The organism is Verrucomicrobiia bacterium (genome assembly GCA_035765895.1).
Lineage (GTDB): Bacteria > Verrucomicrobiota > Verrucomicrobiia > Limisphaerales > DSYF01 > DSYF01.
On record DASTWL010000015.1, the window covers coordinates 22854 to 41968 of the forward strand.

At 63.7% G+C, this 19115-nt stretch carries 10 protein-coding genes; 6 read left to right on the top strand and 4 right to left on the bottom strand.

The window, feature by feature from the left end; translation table 11 throughout:
* Positions 1-41: 41 nt before the first annotated feature.
* The 4 genes from VFV96_03745 to VFV96_03760 all read left to right on the top strand — a co-directional run bounded on the left by VFV96_03745 (position 42) and on the right by VFV96_03760 (position 13758).
* Positions 42-7292 carry a choice-of-anchor Q domain-containing protein gene (locus tag VFV96_03745; protein HEU5069510.1) on the top strand — a complete coding sequence of 2417 codons (7251 nt, stop codon included), beginning with the start codon at positions 42-44 and terminating at the stop codon, positions 7290-7292.
* Positions 7293-7298: 6 nt separating this feature from the next.
* Positions 7299-12293, top strand: a complete 4995-nt coding sequence (locus tag VFV96_03750; GenBank protein HEU5069511.1) for an Ig-like domain-containing protein — start codon at positions 7299-7301, stop codon at positions 12291-12293.
* Between the two features lie 108 nt (positions 12294-12401).
* Positions 12402-13130 carry a polyprenol monophosphomannose synthase gene (locus VFV96_03755; GenBank protein HEU5069512.1) on the top strand — a complete coding sequence of 243 codons (729 nt, stop codon included), beginning with the start codon at positions 12402-12404 and terminating at the stop codon, positions 13128-13130.
* An 85-nt stretch (positions 13131-13215) separates the two neighbouring features.
* Positions 13216-13758 carry a peroxiredoxin gene (locus VFV96_03760; protein ID HEU5069513.1) on the top strand — a complete coding sequence of 181 codons (543 nt, stop codon included), beginning with the start codon at positions 13216-13218 and terminating at the stop codon, positions 13756-13758.
* A gap of 6 nt (positions 13759-13764) precedes the next feature.
* Here VFV96_03760 and VFV96_03765 read toward each other — a convergent pair whose 3' ends face one another.
* Positions 13765-14361 carry a uracil-DNA glycosylase family protein gene (locus tag VFV96_03765; protein HEU5069514.1) on the bottom strand — a complete coding sequence of 199 codons (597 nt, stop codon included), beginning with the start codon at positions 14359-14361 and terminating at the stop codon, positions 13765-13767.
* Positions 14362-14464: 103 nt separating this feature from the next.
* Between VFV96_03765 and VFV96_03770 the strand changes: the two genes are divergently transcribed.
* The gene (locus VFV96_03770; protein HEU5069515.1) at positions 14465-15616 is read left to right on the top strand and encodes an aminotransferase class V-fold PLP-dependent enzyme; all 1152 of its coding nucleotides are present in this window, start codon (positions 14465-14467) and stop codon (positions 15614-15616) included.
* A gap of 17 nt (positions 15617-15633) precedes the next feature.
* On the opposite strand, the gene VFV96_03775 is transcribed toward VFV96_03770, so the two are convergent.
* Positions 15634-16812, bottom strand: coding sequence for a homoserine O-acetyltransferase (locus VFV96_03775; GenBank protein ID HEU5069516.1), 1179 nt, complete (start codon positions 16810-16812; stop codon positions 15634-15636).
* Positions 16813-16907: 95 nt separating this feature from the next.
* Entirely contained in the window at positions 16908-18191 is a 1284-nt protein-coding gene (locus VFV96_03780; protein HEU5069517.1) for an O-acetylhomoserine aminocarboxypropyltransferase/cysteine synthase family protein, read from the bottom strand.
* A 57-nt stretch (positions 18192-18248) separates the two neighbouring features.
* On the opposite strand from VFV96_03780, the gene VFV96_03785 reads away from it, so the two are divergent.
* Positions 18249-18428, top strand: a complete 180-nt coding sequence (locus VFV96_03785; GenBank protein ID HEU5069518.1) for a CPXCG motif-containing cysteine-rich protein — start codon at positions 18249-18251, stop codon at positions 18426-18428.
* 331 nt (positions 18429-18759) lie between these two features.
* Here the strand turns inward: VFV96_03785 and VFV96_03790 are convergent, their stop codons facing one another.
* Entirely contained in the window at positions 18760-19038 is a 279-nt protein-coding gene (locus VFV96_03790; protein ID HEU5069519.1) for a hypothetical protein, read from the bottom strand.
* Between the last annotated feature and the right edge of the window lie 77 nt (positions 19039-19115).

A 19115-nucleotide genomic window follows, 5' to 3' on the forward strand; every position in this document is an offset into this window, starting at 1 on the left:
CGCTCAGTGGTAGCATTGTTGCGTGTGCTTTGGGGCTGGCCATGCAGCAGACCGCCGGCGCCACGGTGCGGTATGTGGACGTGAACAGCACGCATCCAGCACCGCCCTACAACAACTGGTCCAAGGCAGCCACCAATATTCAAGACGCCGTGGACATTGCGAGTTCCGGCGACGAAGTGCTGGTCAACGACGGGGTGTATTACACAGCCGCCCGGTTTGGAGGATCCGGGACGAACTGCGTGGTGGTCAATCTGCCCATTGTCGTGGTGAGCGTGAATGGCCCCGAAGCGACCCGAATCGACGGCCAGGGATCCAGCCGCTGTGTCTATCTGGCCGGCGGCGCCACGCTTTCCGGCTTCACGCTGACCAACGGAACCGCCCCCAGCGGCGGGGGCGTCTATTGTGCGACGACAAATTCCCTGATTGCCAACTGTGTGTTCCTGGGAAACACCGCCACGAACTTCGGAGGCGGGGTATATCAGGGCAGCCTGACGAATTGCCTGCTCGCCGGGAACACCAGTTTGACGGGCGGCGCGGCTGCTTACAGCCTCCTCACTGACTGCCAACTGAACGCCAACTCCTCTGCCAAAGGCGGGGGCGCATTCGCCAGCACGCTGCGTGGCTGCGTGCTCAGCAGTAATTTCTACACCGCCGGTTCCTTGATGTTCGGTGGCGGGGCGTTCTACAGCACCTTGAGCGACTGTCTGTTGACCGGCAATCTGGCCGAGCAAAGCGGCGGCGGCGCCGCCAATTCAACGCTCAGCAACTGCGTGCTGGCCGGAAACCGCACCACCGAAGGTGAAGGCGGTGGCGCGTATGTCAGCACTCTGTTGGATTGTGTCCTGTCCAACAACATCGCCGCCTTCCGGGGCGGCAATGCTTCCCGCAGCGATTTGACGAACTGTCTCCTGACCGGAGGGAGCGCAACCTGGAGTGGTGGCGCCCGGGAATGCACGCTGCAAAACTGCACGGTGGCCGGGAACTCGGCATCCGTCAGCGCCGGCGGGATTGATGCCTGCACGGCAAACGACAGCATCGTTTATTACAACACCGCCCCGAGCGAACCGAATTTTTCCGCCAGCACGCTGAACACCAGCTGCACCACGCCGCTGCCCACCAATGGCGTGGGCAACATCACAGCTCCGCCCCGCTTTGTGAATCAGGCAGGCGGCGACTACCATTTGCAGGCCACCTCCTTCGCCATCAATTCGGGCGACAATGGCAACGTCACGGCCGCCTCGGATCTGGACGGCCATCCGCGCATCGTTGACGGGACGGTGGATCTGGGGGCGTATGAATACCAACAACTGCTTCCCGCCGCCTTCACGGCGCCCGCGACTGAAGTGCGCGCGGAACAGGCGACATTGAACGGATTCGCCCTCCCGAACGGACAGCCCACCAGCGCGTGGTTCGAGTGGGGCGAACGGGGCACATTCAGCCAGTCCACGCCGCCCGTTGCGGTGGGAGTTGCTTCCCATGTGATCTGGCTGCAAGCCCCAATCTCCAATTTGGTCGCCGGGATTGTTTATCAGGGCCGGCTGGTGGCCAGCAACGCGGTCGGTGTGGCCTACGGCGCGCCGCAGCCGTTCACCACTGCAGCCCGTCTCCGTGCCTGGGGCTACTCAAACGCGGGTCAGACCAATATTCCCGATGGGCTGCGCGGCAACTCGGTGACAGCAATGGCCGGCGGCGGCTACTTCACCGTCGCCCTGCTCGCGAGCGGACGCGTTCAGGCCTGGGGTGAAAACGTTTATGGCCAGACTGATGTGCCGGTTGGAATAAGCAATGTCATCGCGGTTGCCGCCGGTGAATTTCACGCGCTCGCCCTGCAATTCAACGGGACGGTGGTGGCCTGGGGCGATGATACGTATGGCGCGACCAATGTGCCTTCCGGCTTGAGCAATGTGGTCGCGATTGCCGCGGGTGGGAACCATTGTCTGGCGTTGCGTTCGGACGGAACCGTGGTGGCGTGGGGCCGTGATTCCGATGGCCAGACCGATGTCCCGGTGGCGTTGAGCAATGTCGTGGCCGTGGCGGGCGGACGTTATCACAGCGTGGCGCTCCGGGCGGATGGCACGGTTGTGAACTGGGGGCGCACGAATGAGAATCAAACCAGCTTGCCGTCCAACATCACTCACGTGGCGGCCATTGCGGCAGGCGGCTATCACAATCTCGCCTTGCGCACCGACGGCACAACGCGGGCGTGGGGCTACAACCAGTTCAACGAAACCGTGGCCCCGGACGACGCAACCAACCTCGTGTCCGTGGCCTGCGGCCTGTTTCACAATGTCGCGCTGCGCAACGACGGAACCGTGCGCGCCTGGTGGTATGACAACTACGGCGAGTCATCCGTGCCTCCGGGTTTGAGCAACGTGGTGTTGGTGGCGGCCGGGTTCGACCACAGCCTCGCCACCGTAGCCAATCACCCTCCCCAGGCCGGTCCAACGAACGCATCGGCGGTGTCGGGCCAGGAACTGGTGCTGCACCTATTCGGCTCGGACCCCGATGGCGATCCGGTTGGCTTCCAGATTCTGTCACTGCCCGAACATGGGACGCTTTACCAGTATGACAACGGAGTCCGGGGCTCGCCGGTCACGCTTTCAAACAGCGTTGTCTCGGACTCTGCCGGGCGCGTCGTATTCGTGGGGGATTTCTCGGACGTGCCCGACGCGTTTTCGTTTGTGGCCGATGACGGCTTGACCGACTCCGCACCGGCATCCGTTTCGCTCGATATTCGCCTGCCGCATGCGCCGTTCGCCCACACTCAACCGGCCGATCATACGACCACCAATTCCACCGTGTTGAACGGCATGGCCACACCCAACGGGCTGGATGCCATCGCCTGGTTCGAGTGGGGCGAGCGGGGCGGTTCCACGGCCACCACCGGGCCGGTCACAGCAGGAAACGGCTTCGGAGTCGTGCGCGTCAGCACGGCCATCTCAAATCTGCTGGGCGGACACGATTATCAATGCCGTCTGGTCGTCAGCAATGCACTGGGCATTCACCGCGGCATCGCGCAGTGCTTTGCTCCCGTCAAACGCGTCCAGGCCTGGGGTGACAATGGCTACGGACAGACCAATCTGCCGCCCGGCCTGGGCAACGTGGTGGCCTTGGACGGCGGCGGCCTGCACAGTGTCGTGCTCCGAGCCGACGGCACGGTGGCAGCGTGGGGCTACGATGGCTATGGCGAAACCGATGTTCCTTCGGGGCTGAGCAACGTCATCGCAGTGTCTGCCGGCTATTACCACAGTCTCGCGCTGAAGGCCGACGGCACTGTGGTGGCCTGGGGCAGCCATTTTAATCGTTCGACCGGTCAACCCGCGACGCCGCCCGCAGGATTGAGCAACGTCGTGGCCATTGCCGGCGGCGGTTCTCACAGCGTCGCGCTGAAGGCCGATGGGGGCGTGGCGGCCTGGGGTTACAACTATTTTGGCCAGACGAACGTGCCGCCGGGCCTGAGCAACGTCGTGGCTGTGGCGTGCGGTTATGAACACAGCCTCGCCTTGAAGGACGATGGAACCGTTGTGGGCTGGGGCGACAATGAATACGGCCAGACGAACGTGCCGGCGGGCCTGACCAATGTGGTCGCCGTGGCGGCTGGACACTGGTTCAGCCTGGCGGTGAAGGACGACGGAAGCGTCATCGCATGGGGTAATGACGACCATGGTCAGACCAACGTGCCGGCGGGCCTGACCAACGTCGTGTTGGCATCTGGCGGCACCTGGCACGGCCTGGCCATGGATGATCAAGGCAAGGTGACGACTTGGGGACTGGGTGTGCCCGGCCCCAACACGGTGCCGGACAGTGTGAGCAATGCCGTCGCAGCGTCCGCGGGGGGCAGCCACGATCTCGCGCTGGTTGACAATTCCCCGCCAGAGGCGCTGGCGCAGACCATCACCGGCCCCGCCAACAACGATCTCATCATCACCCTGCAGGGCACCGACCGTGATGCGGATCTCCTTTCGTTCCGGATTGCGCTGCCGGCCACAGCCGGCACGTTATATCAATATGTCGCCGGGGAGCGAGGTGCGGTCATCGCTTCCACAGACACCGTTGTCAGCGATTCGCTTGGCCGCGTCATTTTTGTGCCGGCAACGAACTCGTTTGACAGCCCCTACTCAAGTTTAAGTTTCGTGGCGGATGACGGCAACGCGACCTCGGCTCCGGCATCCGTGACCATCAACATTGAAGGCCGCGCGTATGCCCATACGCTTGCACCGACGGGACTGACGCCGGCCGGGGCCGTGTTCAACGGCGTCACCGTTCCCAACGGATTCGATTCTACCGCGTGGTTTGAATGGGGCGAACCGGGCAATTTCGTGAACCGCACCCCGCCAGTTCCAGCGGGCAACGGACTCGTGGTGGTGCCGGTTAGTGCGGTGGTTTACAACCTGCCGACGACGACGACGCTGGAATGCCGGCTGGTCGTCAGCAATGCGGCCGGGGTGAGATTTGGTTTTCCGCAATTGTTCGCCACCCGTTTGCGTGCGCGGTTGTGGGGCAATTACAATGTCGATGGAGAGACGAATATCCCCGCGGGGTTGGGAGGGCTGATGAGCCTGGCCACCGGCAGCGGTCACACGCTGGCGCTCAAGCGGGACGGCACCGTGGTTGGCTGGGGCTTCAACAACTATGGCCAGACCATTCCGCCGACGGGGTTGAGCAACGTCATCCGCGTGGCGGCGGGAAATATCTTCAGCCTGGCGCTCAAGTCAGACCATACGGTCACTGCTTGGGGACAGGATGAATTTGATTTGGGGATGCCGCCCGGCCTGAGCAACATTACGGACATTGCGGCCGGCCCCACGCTGGCATTGGCGATCAAACCCGAAGGCAGAATTCTCGGCTGGGGCGACAGGGGCCAGCCGGAGCTGACAAACTATCCCCCCACCCTCAGCAATGTCGTGATGGTCGCCGCGGGCTCCTATCACGGATTGGCACTCAAAGCCGATGGAACAATCACGGCGTGGGGCTACGGCGTCAACAACCTGACGAACGTGCCGCCCGCGGCCAGCGACTGCGTGGCGGTCGCTGCAGGAACTGCGCACAGCCTCGCGTTGCGATCCGATGGCACCGTGGTTGGCTGGGGAAGCAACACGAAGGGAGCGGCGACGCCGCCCGCCGGTCTGAGCAACGTCGTGGCCATTGCCGCGCATGGAGACGTCAGTTTTGCCCTGAAACACGACGGCACCATCGTCGCCTGGGGCGACAACAGCTACGGCCAGCAAGAGCCGCCCCCCGGTCTCGAACACTTCGTCAAGGTTTCACCCGCCGATGATTTCACCGCCGCGTTGGTCACCAACACGCCGCCCGTGGCGGCATCCCAATCAGTAACGGGTTTTGGCAATTCCGATCTGGTCATTCCGTTGTCTGGAAATGATGTGGATGGCGATGTGCTGTCCTACACCGTGGAAACGCTGCCGCTGATTGGGACTCTATACCAATACGCCGGTGGCGGACGAGGGACGGCAATCACCACCAATGGCACACCCGTCATGGACGACGGCGCGCGGGTCGTTTTTGTTCCGCAAGGAGGTGAGGTGGGGCAGGACTACGCGAGCTTCGAATTCACCGCCTTTGACGGCGACGCGAAATCCGCGCTAGGGGTGTTGCACATTGACGAAGTCGCCCGTCTGGACGTCTTCACCTCCCCCGCCAGTGAAACGAGCCTGACGAATGCAAGGCTGAATGGTTTTGTCTCACCACACGGATTCAACGCCGCAGCGTGGTTCGAATGGGGCACAAATACCAGTTACGGCCGGTCCACAACGCCGGTCAACGTGATGTCTAATTTTGGCGTATTGCAGGTCAGCCAACCCATCACGGGAGTGACTGCCGGACAGGTCATTCATTTCCGTCTGATCGCCAGCAATGCAACGCAAATTGTGCAGGGACCCGACCAGCGCTTCGTTACGGGCGGCCGGCTCACTGCCTGGGGCGACAACTCCTCCGGACAGTCCAGTGTGCCAGCCAACCAGGGCGCGGTCGTTTCCGTGACCGGTGGCTTCTCGCACAGCCTCGCGCTGCGGGCTGATGGAACCGTGCTGGCCTGGGGCAACAACGCCTACGGCCAGACCACTGTTCCCGGGCTGCCGGCGGTTGCGTCCCTCGCCGCCGGAGGATTCCATAACGTCGCGTTGCTCGCGGACGGGCGGGTCGTCGCGTGGGGCCGGAATAACGCGGGGCAAACCAACGTGCCCCCGAGCGCCACGAACATCGTGGCCGTTGCGGCGGGCGGCCAGCATTCCCTGGCGCTGCGCGACGATGGTTCGCTGGTGGCTTGGGGCGATAATTCGCAAGGCCAACGCAACGTGCCTGCCGGGCTGACCAATGTCGTGGGCATCGCGGCGGGCTGGTATCATAACGTCGCGTTACGCGGGGATGGCACGGTCACCGCATGGGGCGCCAACAACTACGGGCAGTCGAGCGTTCCCGAAGGAGTGAGCAACGTGGTCTGGGTGGGAGCCGGTTTGTATCACAGCCTCGCGCTTCGCCACGACGGCACGCTGGTGGCCTGGGGCTTGAATTCTTCAAGCCAGACGAACGTGCCCGCCGCATTTACGAACGTAGTAGCAGCAGCCTGTGGTGGCTCACATAATCTGATGCTGGCGGCAGACGATACGTTTGCCGGCTGGGGCTATAATTACTTTGGACAAGCTTTACCTCCCGCCGCCATTAGCAATGTCGTTCTCTTTGCGGCGGGTGGTTCACATTCTTTGGCGTTGATGCCAGGCCAGGCGCCTTTCGCACTCAATCAGGTTGTCGCCGGTTATCCGGACAAAGATTTGTTGATCACCCTCGCCGGCGCCAGCTCCAGTGGCAGTCCGTTGACATATCGCATCATCAGCCTGCCCGAGGTGGGATTACTTTACCAATGCAACAATGGCGCGCGGGGCCCGCAAATCACTTCAACCAACATCATCGTTGCCGACGCCAACCAGCGCGTCATCTTCGTGCCGGCCGAACACGAGATCGGCAATCCGTATGCAGCGTTTGATTTCGTGGCCAATGACGGCGCGGTTGATTCCGACCCCGCATCAGTCACGGTAAACATCGTCCTGCCCGTTGTTCCGGTCATGGATGTGACCGGCTCCGGATTATCGACCAATGGCGAGTTCCGGATCGTCTTTAGCGGAACCAGCAATGCAACTTACCGGGTGTGGGCCTCAACGAACCTGCTCGATTGGGAAGCCCTTGGCACAGCGGAGACCGCATCTCCCGGTTCATTCTTCTTTCTTGATCCTGCAGCCACCAACTGGCCACAGCGCTTTTACCGCGTCACCGCCCCTTAATTTCCTATGAAAACATTCCTGCGACTTTTCGCCGCCACATTTTGCGCCCTGCCGCTCTTGGCACGGGCAGTTACTTTTACGAGCGATACCGCCATCGGACCGTCGGATACCAATTATGATGGGGCCGATATCGTCGTCAGCAACGCGACATTGACCGTGGACGGTCCGCACAACTTCGCCAGTTTGATTTTGGCCGGCGGCGCAACGCTGACGCATTCCGCCTCCCCCATCGGTTCGGTGACCGTGACGAGCCACGTGGCCGATGAACCGCAATTGCTCACCAGCACCAACGCGGCACCATTGGCGAACAGCAACATTATCACGGCGTCCGTCCTGGTGCAGGACATGAGCGGCACGGTCACCTACACCAACGCCACGGATTACGTGCTGACCGTCGAGAGCAATCTGACCTACCTCGCCCGCACGGAAACTTCGTCGATTCCCGACAACACCATGGTTTTGGTGAGTTACGACGTCTCGTTGGGCACCTTTGCCGCGGGCTTGAACCTGAACGTGACGGGTGACGTGAGCGCGGCCGCTGGGACTGTGATTGACGCGGCCGGCCGGGGCTACTCGGGCACTTACGGCGCCGGGCATGGTGGCTCAAGTGGCGCACCGTCCACCGGGGGCGGTGGCGGCCAGGGCGGCACAGGCGGCATGGGTGCCACCAACTCGTTCGGTGGCGCGGCCAGTTCGACTTCCCTTCAACAGCCGATCGCACTTGGCGGCGCCGGCGGTTTGGGCATTGGCTACGGTGGCGCTGGCGGCGGCCGGGTGGAAATCAGTTGCGGCGGAACATTCACCCTCGACGGCGTCATCAATGCGGACGGCATCAATGCCACCAACGCTCGTGCAGGTGGCGGCGCCGGCGGAAGCGTCTGGCTCGTGGCGACGAACTTTGCGGGCAGTGGCGCCATTTCCGCCAATGGTGGCGCGGGCGAACCCGCGCTGGGTGGCGGCGGGGGTGGTGGGCGCATTGCCATTCAATGCGCCACGAACATGTTTACGGGCAGCCTGACCGCGCAAGGTGGCCTGGGCTGGCAATGCGGCGGCGCCGGCACCATTTACGTGGCGGACAGTGTCACGAACGCATTGCTGTGGTTGAACAACGGTGGTCGCGTCGGCACCAACACGCCGGTTGCGAGCCTCGGCCAGCCGTTGGATCTGGTGATTCAAAGCAACGCGCTCGTGCAGCTTTCTGGCAGTCCCGCCCTGTCCAACCTGCTCGTGGACACCGGCGGGAAGCTGGTGGCTTCACCGCAACAGGCGTTGTTTCTGAATGTCGCCGGCAATGTCTCCGTGCTGGCGGGCGCCGCGATTGCGGCCGATGCGGCTGGCTCCTCACCGGCACAGGGTCCGGGAGCCGGGCGCTCCTACACCGGCAACACTGTGCGCCCATGCAGCGGCGGCGGCTATGGCGGCGCTGGCGGGGACAGTTCTGTGGCCTCCGCCTACGGTGGCGCCACATATGGCACCATCATAAGTGGCGGGCAGTTTGGCAGCGGCGGCGGCAACTACGTTTCATCGGTGGGCGGCGGCGGCGGTGGGTTGCTCCGGCTGACGGTCGGCGGTGAGCTGCGCGTGGACGGCAGGGTCTCGGCCAACGGTGGCGACGGTTCGGGCACGGGTGGCGGCGGCGGTTCGGGCGGCAGCGTCAACATCACAGCCACGACGCTTTCCGGCACCGGCCTCCTCGCGGCCAACGGCGGCCGCGGCGTCATCACCGCCGGCGGCGGTGGCGGGGGCGGACGCATTTACGTCGTGGCCAGCACCAACCTGTTTGCCGGCCGCGCCACGGCCTTTGGCGGGAGCGGTTACAACCCCGGCGGAGCGGGCACCGTTCTCATGCCGGTGGCGGGCCGGGCGCAGTTGCTGGTGGACAATGGCGGTCAGCCGGCCGGCCGGGCGCAGACGCCGATTCAATTCCTCGACAACTCTGATTTGATCGTGCGCGGACAAGCCGTCGCCTCAGCATCGGGTTCCCTGGCCGTGACCAGCCTGACCGTCGAATCGAACTCATGGCTGGCGGTGCAGACCAATTGGTCATCGCCCTTTGCGTTCAGCGTGCAGGTCAACAGCAATGCGGTGATTCAAGCCGGCGGCGGGATTACCGCGGACGCCGCGGGCTTTGGCCCCAACAACGGCCCCGGCGCCGGCAAATGGTCCTACCTTTACCTTCCTTACAGCGAATACGTCGGCAGCGGCGGGGGACACGGCGGGGCCGGCGGCAATTCAATCAGCAACGCCGCCGCGGGTGGCACTGCCAACGACAATGTCGCCTCACCACTGATCAACGCCGGCAGCGGCGGCGGCGGCGTCCAAAATTCGAGCGGGGGCGTCGGGGGCGGACGCATCTCCGTAAACGTCACGCGGACCTTGTTCCTTGACGGCACCATTTCCGCCAGCGGCACGGCCGGAATAAGTGGCGGGGGCGGCGGCGCCGGCGGCAGCATTTACCTGAACGCGGGCACGCTGACGGGCAGCGGCCAGATCCACGCGGACGGCGGCAACGGCTACGACAGTTGGGGCGGCGGAGGCGGCGGCGGGCGCATCGCCATCGCCTGCCAGACGAATCAATTTACGGGCGCCGTCACGGCGTTCGGCGGTGACGGGGCGAATGCGGGCGGTGCGGGGACCGTGTTCTTTCAGCGCGGGCAATTTCCGCCCAAGGTGATTTGCGACAACCACGGCACCTCTGGCGCCGTCACCCTGCTGAACACATTCTCCGGCGATTTGGAAATTCGCGCGGGAGCCCGCGCCTGGATCAATGCCTCCAGCGTCAACCTGAACAGCCTTTTGGTGCGCAGCAACGCCGCCTTGCTGGGCGTGCCTCCCCTGACGCAACAGACCATCACGGTCCAAAGCAACGTGGTCATCGAGCCGGGAGGTTCCTTGTCGTGGGACGGAGCGGGCGTTGGATCCTATTCTGGGAATGGTAATTCAAGCACGGTGGGCGGCGGCAGCCACGGCGGTTACGGCGGCGGCAATCCACCCAACTTTAGTTCGGCCTACGGCCAGATCACCGCGCCCACGACGCCCGGCGGCCCGGGTGGCAGCAATTCCAATTACGCCGCCACATCGGGAGCCGGCGGCGGGGCCTTGAAGTTGACGGTAAATGGCGTATTGCAGGTGGACGGGGCGTTGACGGCCAACGGCATCGACGCCTCATACCTCACGGGCGGCGCGGGCGGCGGCGCGGGCGGAAGCCTGTGGTTGACGTTGAATGGATTTACCGGCTCGGGCTTGATTTCCGCCCGTGGTGGCGCAGGGGCTGGCTTTGGGGGTGGTGGCGGCGGCGGACGCATCGCCATCACCTGGCAACCGCGGCAGATCGGCCACTCGAATCTCCCCGCTTTCACCGGCACCATCACGGCCCGCGGCGGCAACGGCCTGTTCCCCGGCGGCGCGGGCACGGTGTATCTGCAAAGTGCCGACCAGCCAGTGGCCCAGTTGATTCTCGACAACGGCGGGCCACGCGGGACGAACACCCCGCTCAGTTCCAACCTTGGCCTGCCGACTCGTTTGTTCGACCTGACCCTCGCCAACGGGGCGACTGCCTCCTACTACGCTCCGGGCGTCCCCACCTTGAACAACCTCGTCGTGGGCAACAACGGGACGCTGAGTGATCCGGTGGCCCAAACCACACTGATGGTGGCCTGCCGCAGCAACCTCACGGTAGCGGTGGGCGGTATGATCACTGGGAGCGGATTCGGCTATGGTCGCGGCCTGGGACCGGGCGCCGGACAAAACATCTCGAATCAAGGCTCCGGTGGCGGCTACGGCGGCGCCGGCGGCGCTTCAGCAGCCGGTTCCCCGGGCGGCACCACCTACGGCTCCACCGCACAACCGGATGCTTACGGCAGCGGCGGCGGCGCGGGCATCATTTCCAATCCCGGTGGCAGTGAAGGCGGTGGCGCGGTTCGCCTGACAGTGCCGGGCACATTGACGGTCGATGGCCTGATCACCGCCGGCGGCAATGCCGGTGTGAACGACGAGTCCGGGGGCGGTGCGGGCGGCAGCATCTGGATTACGGCGCATTCGCTGGCCGGCCATGGAGTCATTGCCGCGGACGGCGGCGACGGCGAACTTTACGGCGGCGGCGGTGGTGGCGGCGGGCGCATCGCTGTTTATGCGAATCACACGAATGATTTCGCCGGAGTGCTCAGCGCACTCGGCGGCGAAGGCGCGAATGCCGGCCAGAACGGAACGATCGTCTTCGCGAGCCTTCCACCGTTGAGCATCACCTCGCAAACGCCCGTCGGCACGATCAGCAACGTCGTCAGCTACGTGGAAGTCGGCTTCTCCGAACAGGTGGACCCCGCCACGGTGTCCACGGCCGCCTTCACCCTGACGCCGCCGCCGGGCAGTCCCCTGCCCGCGCTGCAGGCCATCATGCCGGGAAACGCTTCGGTGCGTTTGCTCTTCACTCCAGCATTGAACGCGCCGGGCGATTACACCTTCACCGTGGCGCCGAACTTTGCAGACATTTACGGCACGCCCATGTCGCAGGTTTACACGGGCGCCTTCACCATCGCGCTGCCGACCATTCAAGGCACGGTGCGCGACACGAACAACGCCCCGGTGGCCGGCGTCACCGTCACGGCCAGCGTTGGCTATCTGCCGGCCATGACAGACGCGACGGGAACTTACTCGATTGGCGTGCCGCCGGGCTGGAGCGGCACCCTCACGCCATCACTTGCGGCCAACCTGTTTCAGCCCGATTCCATCACCCTGTCCAACGTCACCGACACCGTCACCAATCAAGACTTCGTCATGGTGGGTTCCATGGCGCCGGTCTTGTCCGCCAGTTTGTCCGCCACCAACCTGCTGCTGAACTGGAGCGGGCTTGACGGCGTAAACTATCAAGCCTACTGGTCCACGAACCTCGCCGACTGGCTGCCGTGGGGCGATCCAATTCCGGGCACGAACGGCCCGTTCGAACTGACCCTGCCGGTCGAAGCGGATGGACTGAAGTTCTTCCGGCTGGGCGCCTCCCGATAGTTTTGGGCCACCGCCTTGAACGCGCGGCGCGCGCCGTTGTCTGACGCCCAACGGGAATTCGCGCCTTGTTTCGCGGCGACGGTTCCACTATCTCACAAGCCGTTCCGCATGAACAAAGCGCTGGTCGTCGTGCCCACCTACAACGAGCGGGAAAACCTTTCCCCGCTCGTCCAACGGCTTTTGCACCTCTCCCGGCCCGTGGATGTGCTGGTGGTGGACGACAACTCGCCCGACGGCACCGGCACGCTGGCGGATGAACTCGCCACCCAGCATCCGGAAGTGCACGTGCTGCACCGCCAGCAGAAGGCCGGCCTCGGCCGCGCTTACATCGCCGGATTCAAATGGGCGCTGGAACACGGCTACGAATTCGTCCTCGAGATGGACGCCGATTTTTCCCACAACCCGGATGACGTGCCGCGCCTCATCGAAGCCGCCGCGAGCGCCGACTGCGCCATCGGTTCGCGCTACATTGGCGGCATCCGCATCATCAACTGGCCGTTGCCGCGCCTGATGTTGAGCAAATTTGCCGCGATTTACGTCCTGCTCATCACCGGCATGCGCATCGCCGACCCGACCGGTGGCTTCAAATGCTTCACGCGTCGCGCGTTGGAAGCCCTCCAGATCGATGAAATTCAGTCGAACGGATACAGCTTCCAGATCGAATTGAACCATCGCCTCTGGCGCGCGGGCTACCGCGTCGTCGAGGTGCCCATCATCTTCACCGAACGCGTCCAGGGGCATTCCAAGATGTCCAAGCACATCATCGGCGAGGCGCTCATCATGGTCTGGAAGCTCTGGCTCCAAAACGGCCTGCGCCGTTCGCCGCGCCCGCGGTGATCCCAATCGGCCGGGGCGTTTGAATGGAACGCCAGCGCCGTGGTCCAATCCAGGTCGTCCAAACCAAACGACCCTGAATGACGTCATGAAAACTGCGCTGCTTCCCCTCTGTCTCGGCCTGGCTGCCACCCTGTTGGCGGCGGGCGTTCCCGCTCCGGCTGCGGCCGCGGCCACCCCGCACGTCGGCGACAAGGCCCCGCTTGTCGCCGGCCACGATCAGAACGGCAAAGCGTGGAAGCTCGCCGACGCGTTGGGGAAAAAGGTGGTGCTGCTCTACTTCTACCCGAAAGACAACACGCCGGGCTGCACGGCCGAAGCGTGCGGCCTCCGCGATCGCATGGGCGACTTGAACAAGGACAATGTCGAGGTCGTGGGCGTGAGTTTTGATTCGGCCGCGAGCCACCAGAAATTCATCGCCGATCACAGCCTGAACTTCACCCTGCTGGCGGACACCGAAGGCAAGCTGGCCGACACTTACGGCGTGCGGATGAACGGCAAAAACATGGCCCGCCGTGTGAGTTTCCTGATTGGGCTCGACGGCCGGATTGCGCATGTCACCGATTCGCCCGACGCCGCCACACACCTGCGCGAAATGCAGGCGGCGGTCGCCAAACTGAAAAAGCCCTGAGCCGCTTCAGCGCCGCAGCAGTTCACGAACCCGCACGCGCAGCGCCGGCACCACTTCCGCCTCAAACCAGGGGTGCGTTTTGAACCAGCCAACGTTGCGCGGGCTGGGATGTGGCAGGGGCAGAAATTCCGGCAGGTATTCGCGCCACGCCCGCACCGTGTCCGCCAGCGATGCCTGCGCGCGTTTCCCGAGGTAATAGGCCTGCGCGTATCCGCCGATGAGCAGCGTGAATTCGATGTGCGGCAGGGCCTGACGCAATTGGGGATGCCACAAGGGCGCGCATTCCGGACGCGGCGGCAAATCGCCGTGCGCCCCCTTGCCCGGATAACAAAATCCCGTGGGAATGATGGCGATGCGCCGTTCGTCGTAGAATGCCTCACGGGTCAGTTCCAACCACTGGCGAAGCCGGTCCCCCGACGGATCGTTCCACGGGATGCCGGTTTCCTGCACCTTGCGTCCCGGCGCCTGCCCCACAATGAGCAGCCGCGCCGTGCTGGCGGCCCGCAGCACCGGCCGCGGCGGAAACGGCAGGTGCGCCGCGCAAATGGTGCAGGCGCGGACTTCCCGCAGCAGACGCTGCAACCTGGCTTCGGCGGCGTTCACGACCCGGGCAACTAAACAAAGTCCCACCGCTTTGCAAAGGGGCATTTTGACCACCCCGGTTTTGCGCCTTCACGCCACGGCACGCTTCACCTACCCTCGGCGCATGACCGTTGAGGCCATTCTAGCGGACGAAGAACTACGGCACTGGGAGTTTCCCGTCACGCGGGACAAAATTTTTCTGGCTCACGCTGCGGTGTGCCCGCTGTCACGCCGCGTTGCCGAAGCGGTGGCGCATTATTCACTGAACGCGTGCGGCGACGACCAGGAAACCGGCATGCTCGAGGGCTTCCTGCGCGACGCCCGCGGGGCCGCGGCGCAGCTGCTGCATTGCACCGGCGAAGAAATCGCCTTTGTCGGGCCGACCTCGCTGGGGCTGAGCTTGATCGCCGCCGGCCTGCCCGTGCGCAAGAACGACAACATCCTCATCTACTTCGACGATTATCCCTCCAACGTGTATCCGTGGATGAAGCTCGCCGAACGTGGCGTTGAGGTCCGGCTCATGAACGTGCGGCGCATGGGGGAATTGCGCAGCATCGATATCCTGGGCCAGGTGGATGAAAACACGCGGGCCGTGATCATGGCGAGCTGCCACTTCGTTAGCGGCTACCGACTGGAGATCGACAAGGTCGGGCGCCACCTGCGCGAACGCGGCATCATTTTCGGCCTGGACGCGATTCAAACCCTGGGTGCGTTTCCCACCACGGTGGAGCACGTGGATTTTCTCGCGGCGGATGCCCACAAGTGGCTGCTCGGCCCGTGCGCCGCCGGGCTGCTTTACGTGCGCCGCGAACTGATTCCCAAGATCAAGCCGCCCGTGTTCGGCTGGCACAATGTCCGTTGCCCCAATTTTGTGGCCCAGGAGGAAATCGTCTTGCGCGAGGACGCGCGGCGGTTTGAAGCCGGCTCGCACAATTTGCTGAGCATTGTCGGCCTGCGCGCGGCGCTGGAACTGATTCTGGAACTCGGCGTGGAGAACATCGGCCGCGAGCTGTTGCGCAAGCGCGCCTGGCTGGTGCCCGCCTTGCAGGCCAAGGGCTACACGGTCCTCAATGCCGACGCCAAACCGGAGAACGCCGGCGGCATTACGACCTTCTTCAAACCCGACGCCGACATGGCCGCGCTGCACGCCAGGTTGACCGCGAACAAGGTGGTGGCTTCGCTGCGCACGGACCGGCAGAACCGGCATTACCTCCGCCTTTCGCCGCATTACTACAACACCGACGCGGAACTGCAGCAGGCGCTGGCCCTGCTTTGATCCGCAGCGGACCGCCCCTACTGGCGCGGTTTCTTGCCGTCACCCAGCACGTGGTGCAGGTGCGGCGTGTAAAGCCGCGGCTCGATGAGGAAGGAATCGTGGCCCTTGTCGGAATGCACGGTGACCCACATCACCGGCACGTGCGCCTTCTTCAGCACGGAAACGAGCTTGGCCTGCTCCTGGGGATGGAACATCAAATCCGAATCGATGCTGAACACCAGCCATTCCTGGTCCTGACAGCGGAGAAACAAGTCATGCAGGTCGCGGACGCCGGACTCCGCCAGCAGGTCAAACCATTGCCACGCGTCCAGGATGCGCAGGTAGGTGTTGGCGTCGAAGCGCCGCACGAATTTTTCTCCCTGCCGCAGCAAATAGGACTCGACCGGATGGTTCATTTCATACCAGCCGTGCGGGGGTTTATGGCTGACCACCTCGTTCCGGGCGCGTTCGCGCAGCGTGTCGAGGGAAACGAATGTCTTGTGCGCAATGCGCCGGGCCAGGGCCAGTCCGGCATCCGGCCGTTCGCTGCCGTAATAGGCGCCACCCTTGAAATGCGGATCGGCCTCGATGGCGGTGATTTGCTCAAAGTTGATGATGCGCTGGTAGGTCGTCGTCTCCACCCCCGTGCCGATGCAGACGACAATGCCCGCGCGCTCCGGATAACGCGTGGCCAGCAGTTGGCAGAGAAAACCGCCGAGTGACGCGCCGACCACGGCGTGCAGCTTTCTGATGCCCAAATGATCCAGCAGCTTGATTTGCGATGCGACAATGTCGCTCATGCGCAGCACGGGAAAGTCCGGACCGTAGGGCTCGCTGGTCTCGGGGTTGACCGACGCGGGCCCCGTGGAGCCGTAGCAACCGCCGAGGTAATTGGCGCAGATGACGCAGAACTTGCGCGTGTCGATGGCCTTGCCGGGACCGATGACGCCGTCCCACCAGCCTTCGTGCGTTTCCTCCGTCCACCGACCGTCCAGTCCGGATACGTGATGATTCATGCCCGCCGCGTGCTGGCTGCCGGTCATCGCATGGAACACGAGGATGACGTTCGACCGGTCGGCGTTCATGCGGCCATACATCTCGTAAGCCAGCGTGAACCGTTCGAGCGTGGCGCCCACACGGAGCTTCAACGGCCTCTTCGGGTCGTTGAACTCGAAGAACTGGGTTTTGACCTTTCCGATGTTTCCTGTCTTTTGCACAGCGTGAATGAAACCGGACCGCGGCCCGGTGAATTGGCGCGGCACTTTACGGTTCGCCGCCGGTTTGCACCAAGGTTTTTTATCTCGTGCTCAGTTCAAGCCTGCTCAAGGGCCTGGTCCAGGTCCGCCAGCAGATCATCGATGTGCTCGAGCCCGATGCTCAGGCGCACGAGTTCCGGCGTGATGCCGCCCGCGCGTTGCGCCGCTTCACTCAATTGCGAGTGCGTGGTGGTGGCCGGATGAATCGCAAGGCTCTTGGCGTCGCCCACGTTCGCCAGGTGCGCGAACAGTTTCAGGTGGTCAATGAAGTTCTTGCCGGCCGCCGCGCCGCCCTTGATGCCGAAGATGACCATGGAGCCGCCCTTGCCGCGCAGATATTTCTGGTTGCGGGCATATTCCGGGTCGTCTTTCAGGCCGGGAAACCGCACCCATTCCACGCGCGGATGCGCCTTGAGATGCTGCGCCACGGCCAGGGCATTTTGGCAGTGCCGCTCCATGCGCAACGGCAGGGTTTCAATCCCCTGCAAAAACATCCACGAATTGTCCGGCGCAATGCACGAGCCCAGGTTGCGCAAAGGCACGGTGCGCATGCGCAGGATGAACGCCAGCGGCTTCAACGGCTCCGGCAAATCCACCCCCCAGCGCAGGCCATGGTAGCTGTTGTCCGGCGTTGTGTAGAGCGGATGCCGGCCCGCGGCCCAGTTGAATCGGCCGCTGTCCACCACCACGCCGCCCAGGCCGGTGCCGTGCCCGCCAAACCACTTCGTAAGCGAATGCACCACGATGTCGGCCCCGAAATCGAGCGGCCGCGTCAAGTAGGGTGTGGAGAAGGTGGAATCAACGATGAACGGAATCCCGTGCGCCTTGGCAATCTTCGCGACGGCTTCGAGATCGGTGATTTCCAGCGCCGGGTTGGAAACCGTTTCGCAAAACAACGCACGGGTCTTCGCATCGATGGCTTTGGCGAAGTTGTCCGGATCATTCGAATCCACGAACTTCACCGTGATGCCGAGCGCGGGCAGGATGTCGTTGAACTGCGTGTAAGTGCCGCCGTAAAGGTTGCGGGCGCTGACGATGTTGTCCCCCGCCCGGGCCACATTGATGAGCGAATAAAAAATGCCGCTGGTGCCCGAGGCCAGGCCCAACCCGCCCATTTCCGGAGCGCCTTCGAGCAGTGCCACGCGCTTCTCCAGCACGTCGGTGGTTGGATTCATCAACCGGGTGTAGATGTTGCCCAGTTCGCGCAACGCAAACAGGTTCGCCGCGTGTTCCGTGTTTCGGAAGGTGTAGGAGGACGTCCGGTAAATCGGCACCGCACAGGACTGGGTCGTGGCTTCGGGTCGGTAGCCGCCGTGCAGGCAAAGGGTCTCGAATTTCATGTCGCGCTCGCTTGGTTGAAGGTTTGTGCTATTGGTGTTTCGAATGACCTAGATTGTATGGAAGAATCCGTCCCTGTCCAATGTCCTTACTGCGGCCAGGTCTTTGACCTGGCCCTCGACACCTCGGCCGGCAGCCAGCAGTTCACGACCGACTGCGAAATCTGCTGCCGTCCGTTCACCGTCCGCGCCGAATGCGAAGCTGGCGAGATTCTCAGTGTGGAAATCGACGGCGCATAGGGTCACGGCGCTCGCAGAACAAAGCGGCAGGCGTTGCCTGCCGGCAGAATCAGCACGAATCGCGACGGCATTTGAGACTTTGTCTGGTTCAAAGCCGGGTCACAGACCGGCGTTCCTTGCGGAGCGAGTTTTTTTCAAACCACTCAACTCACACTGGCCGGTTCTGGCTTGGGAATGACGCCGGCTCGCCAGGGTGTCCCACGGATTATGCCGGCGCGGCCGGTGCGATGGCAGCCAGTATTCATCCGCCACGTCCGGCATCGCGATCGCAGTTCGATCAATCGCAGTGGTGGCGACGTTCCATTCAGGAAAGGTTTGGCGCGTTTTCATGTCAGTGCAGGCACAGGGCGGAAACAATTGTCAGTTGGGTGCGCAGGGTCCAAGGATGGCAGGCCGTTGCCGCGGGTAATGCTTCCAGTTCGCGGGCGGCCTGATCGGCCAGCCCCAGCGCCAGCCAGAATTCCGCCGCTTGAATGCGCACCGCGTCCGCCAGCGGCACCCCCTCTGGCATGGGTGTTTTCAAACCGGCGGCCCGACGGTCGCACGGGTTGTGAGAACGGAACTCCTGGGCGCGCGCCGGCCGCAACATCATCTTCACGAACGTATTCATGCTCCCATTTCAACAGGCAGGGTGGGACAAATGCGGGGCAGCCAGCCCAAGAACCTTTTGCCCCGGGCGCCCTTCCC

What these genes read in the sequence shown, in the direction of transcription:
- VFV96_03745 (HEU5069510.1), top strand. Translation starts at nt 42, where the DNA reads ATGCAGCAGACCGCCGGCGCCACGGTGCGGTATGTGGACGTGAACAGC.
- VFV96_03750 (HEU5069511.1), top strand. Translation starts at nt 7,299, where the DNA reads ATGAAAACATTCCTGCGACTTTTCGCCGCCACATTTTGCGCCCTGCCG.
- VFV96_03755 (HEU5069512.1), top strand. Translation starts at nt 12,402, where the DNA reads ATGAACAAAGCGCTGGTCGTCGTGCCCACCTACAACGAGCGGGAAAAC.
- VFV96_03760 (HEU5069513.1), top strand. Translation starts at nt 13,216, where the DNA reads ATGAAAACTGCGCTGCTTCCCCTCTGTCTCGGCCTGGCTGCCACCCTG.
- VFV96_03770 (HEU5069515.1), top strand. Translation starts at nt 14,465, where the DNA reads ATGACCGTTGAGGCCATTCTAGCGGACGAAGAACTACGGCACTGGGAG.
- VFV96_03780 (HEU5069517.1), bottom strand. Translation starts at nt 18,191, where the DNA reads ATGAAATTCGAGACCCTTTGCCTGCACGGCGGCTACCGACCCGAAGCC.
- VFV96_03785 (HEU5069518.1), top strand. Translation starts at nt 18,249, where the DNA reads ATGGAAGAATCCGTCCCTGTCCAATGTCCTTACTGCGGCCAGGTCTTT.
- VFV96_03790 (HEU5069519.1), bottom strand. Translation starts at nt 19,038, where the DNA reads ATGAATACGTTCGTGAAGATGATGTTGCGGCCGGCGCGCGCCCAGGAG.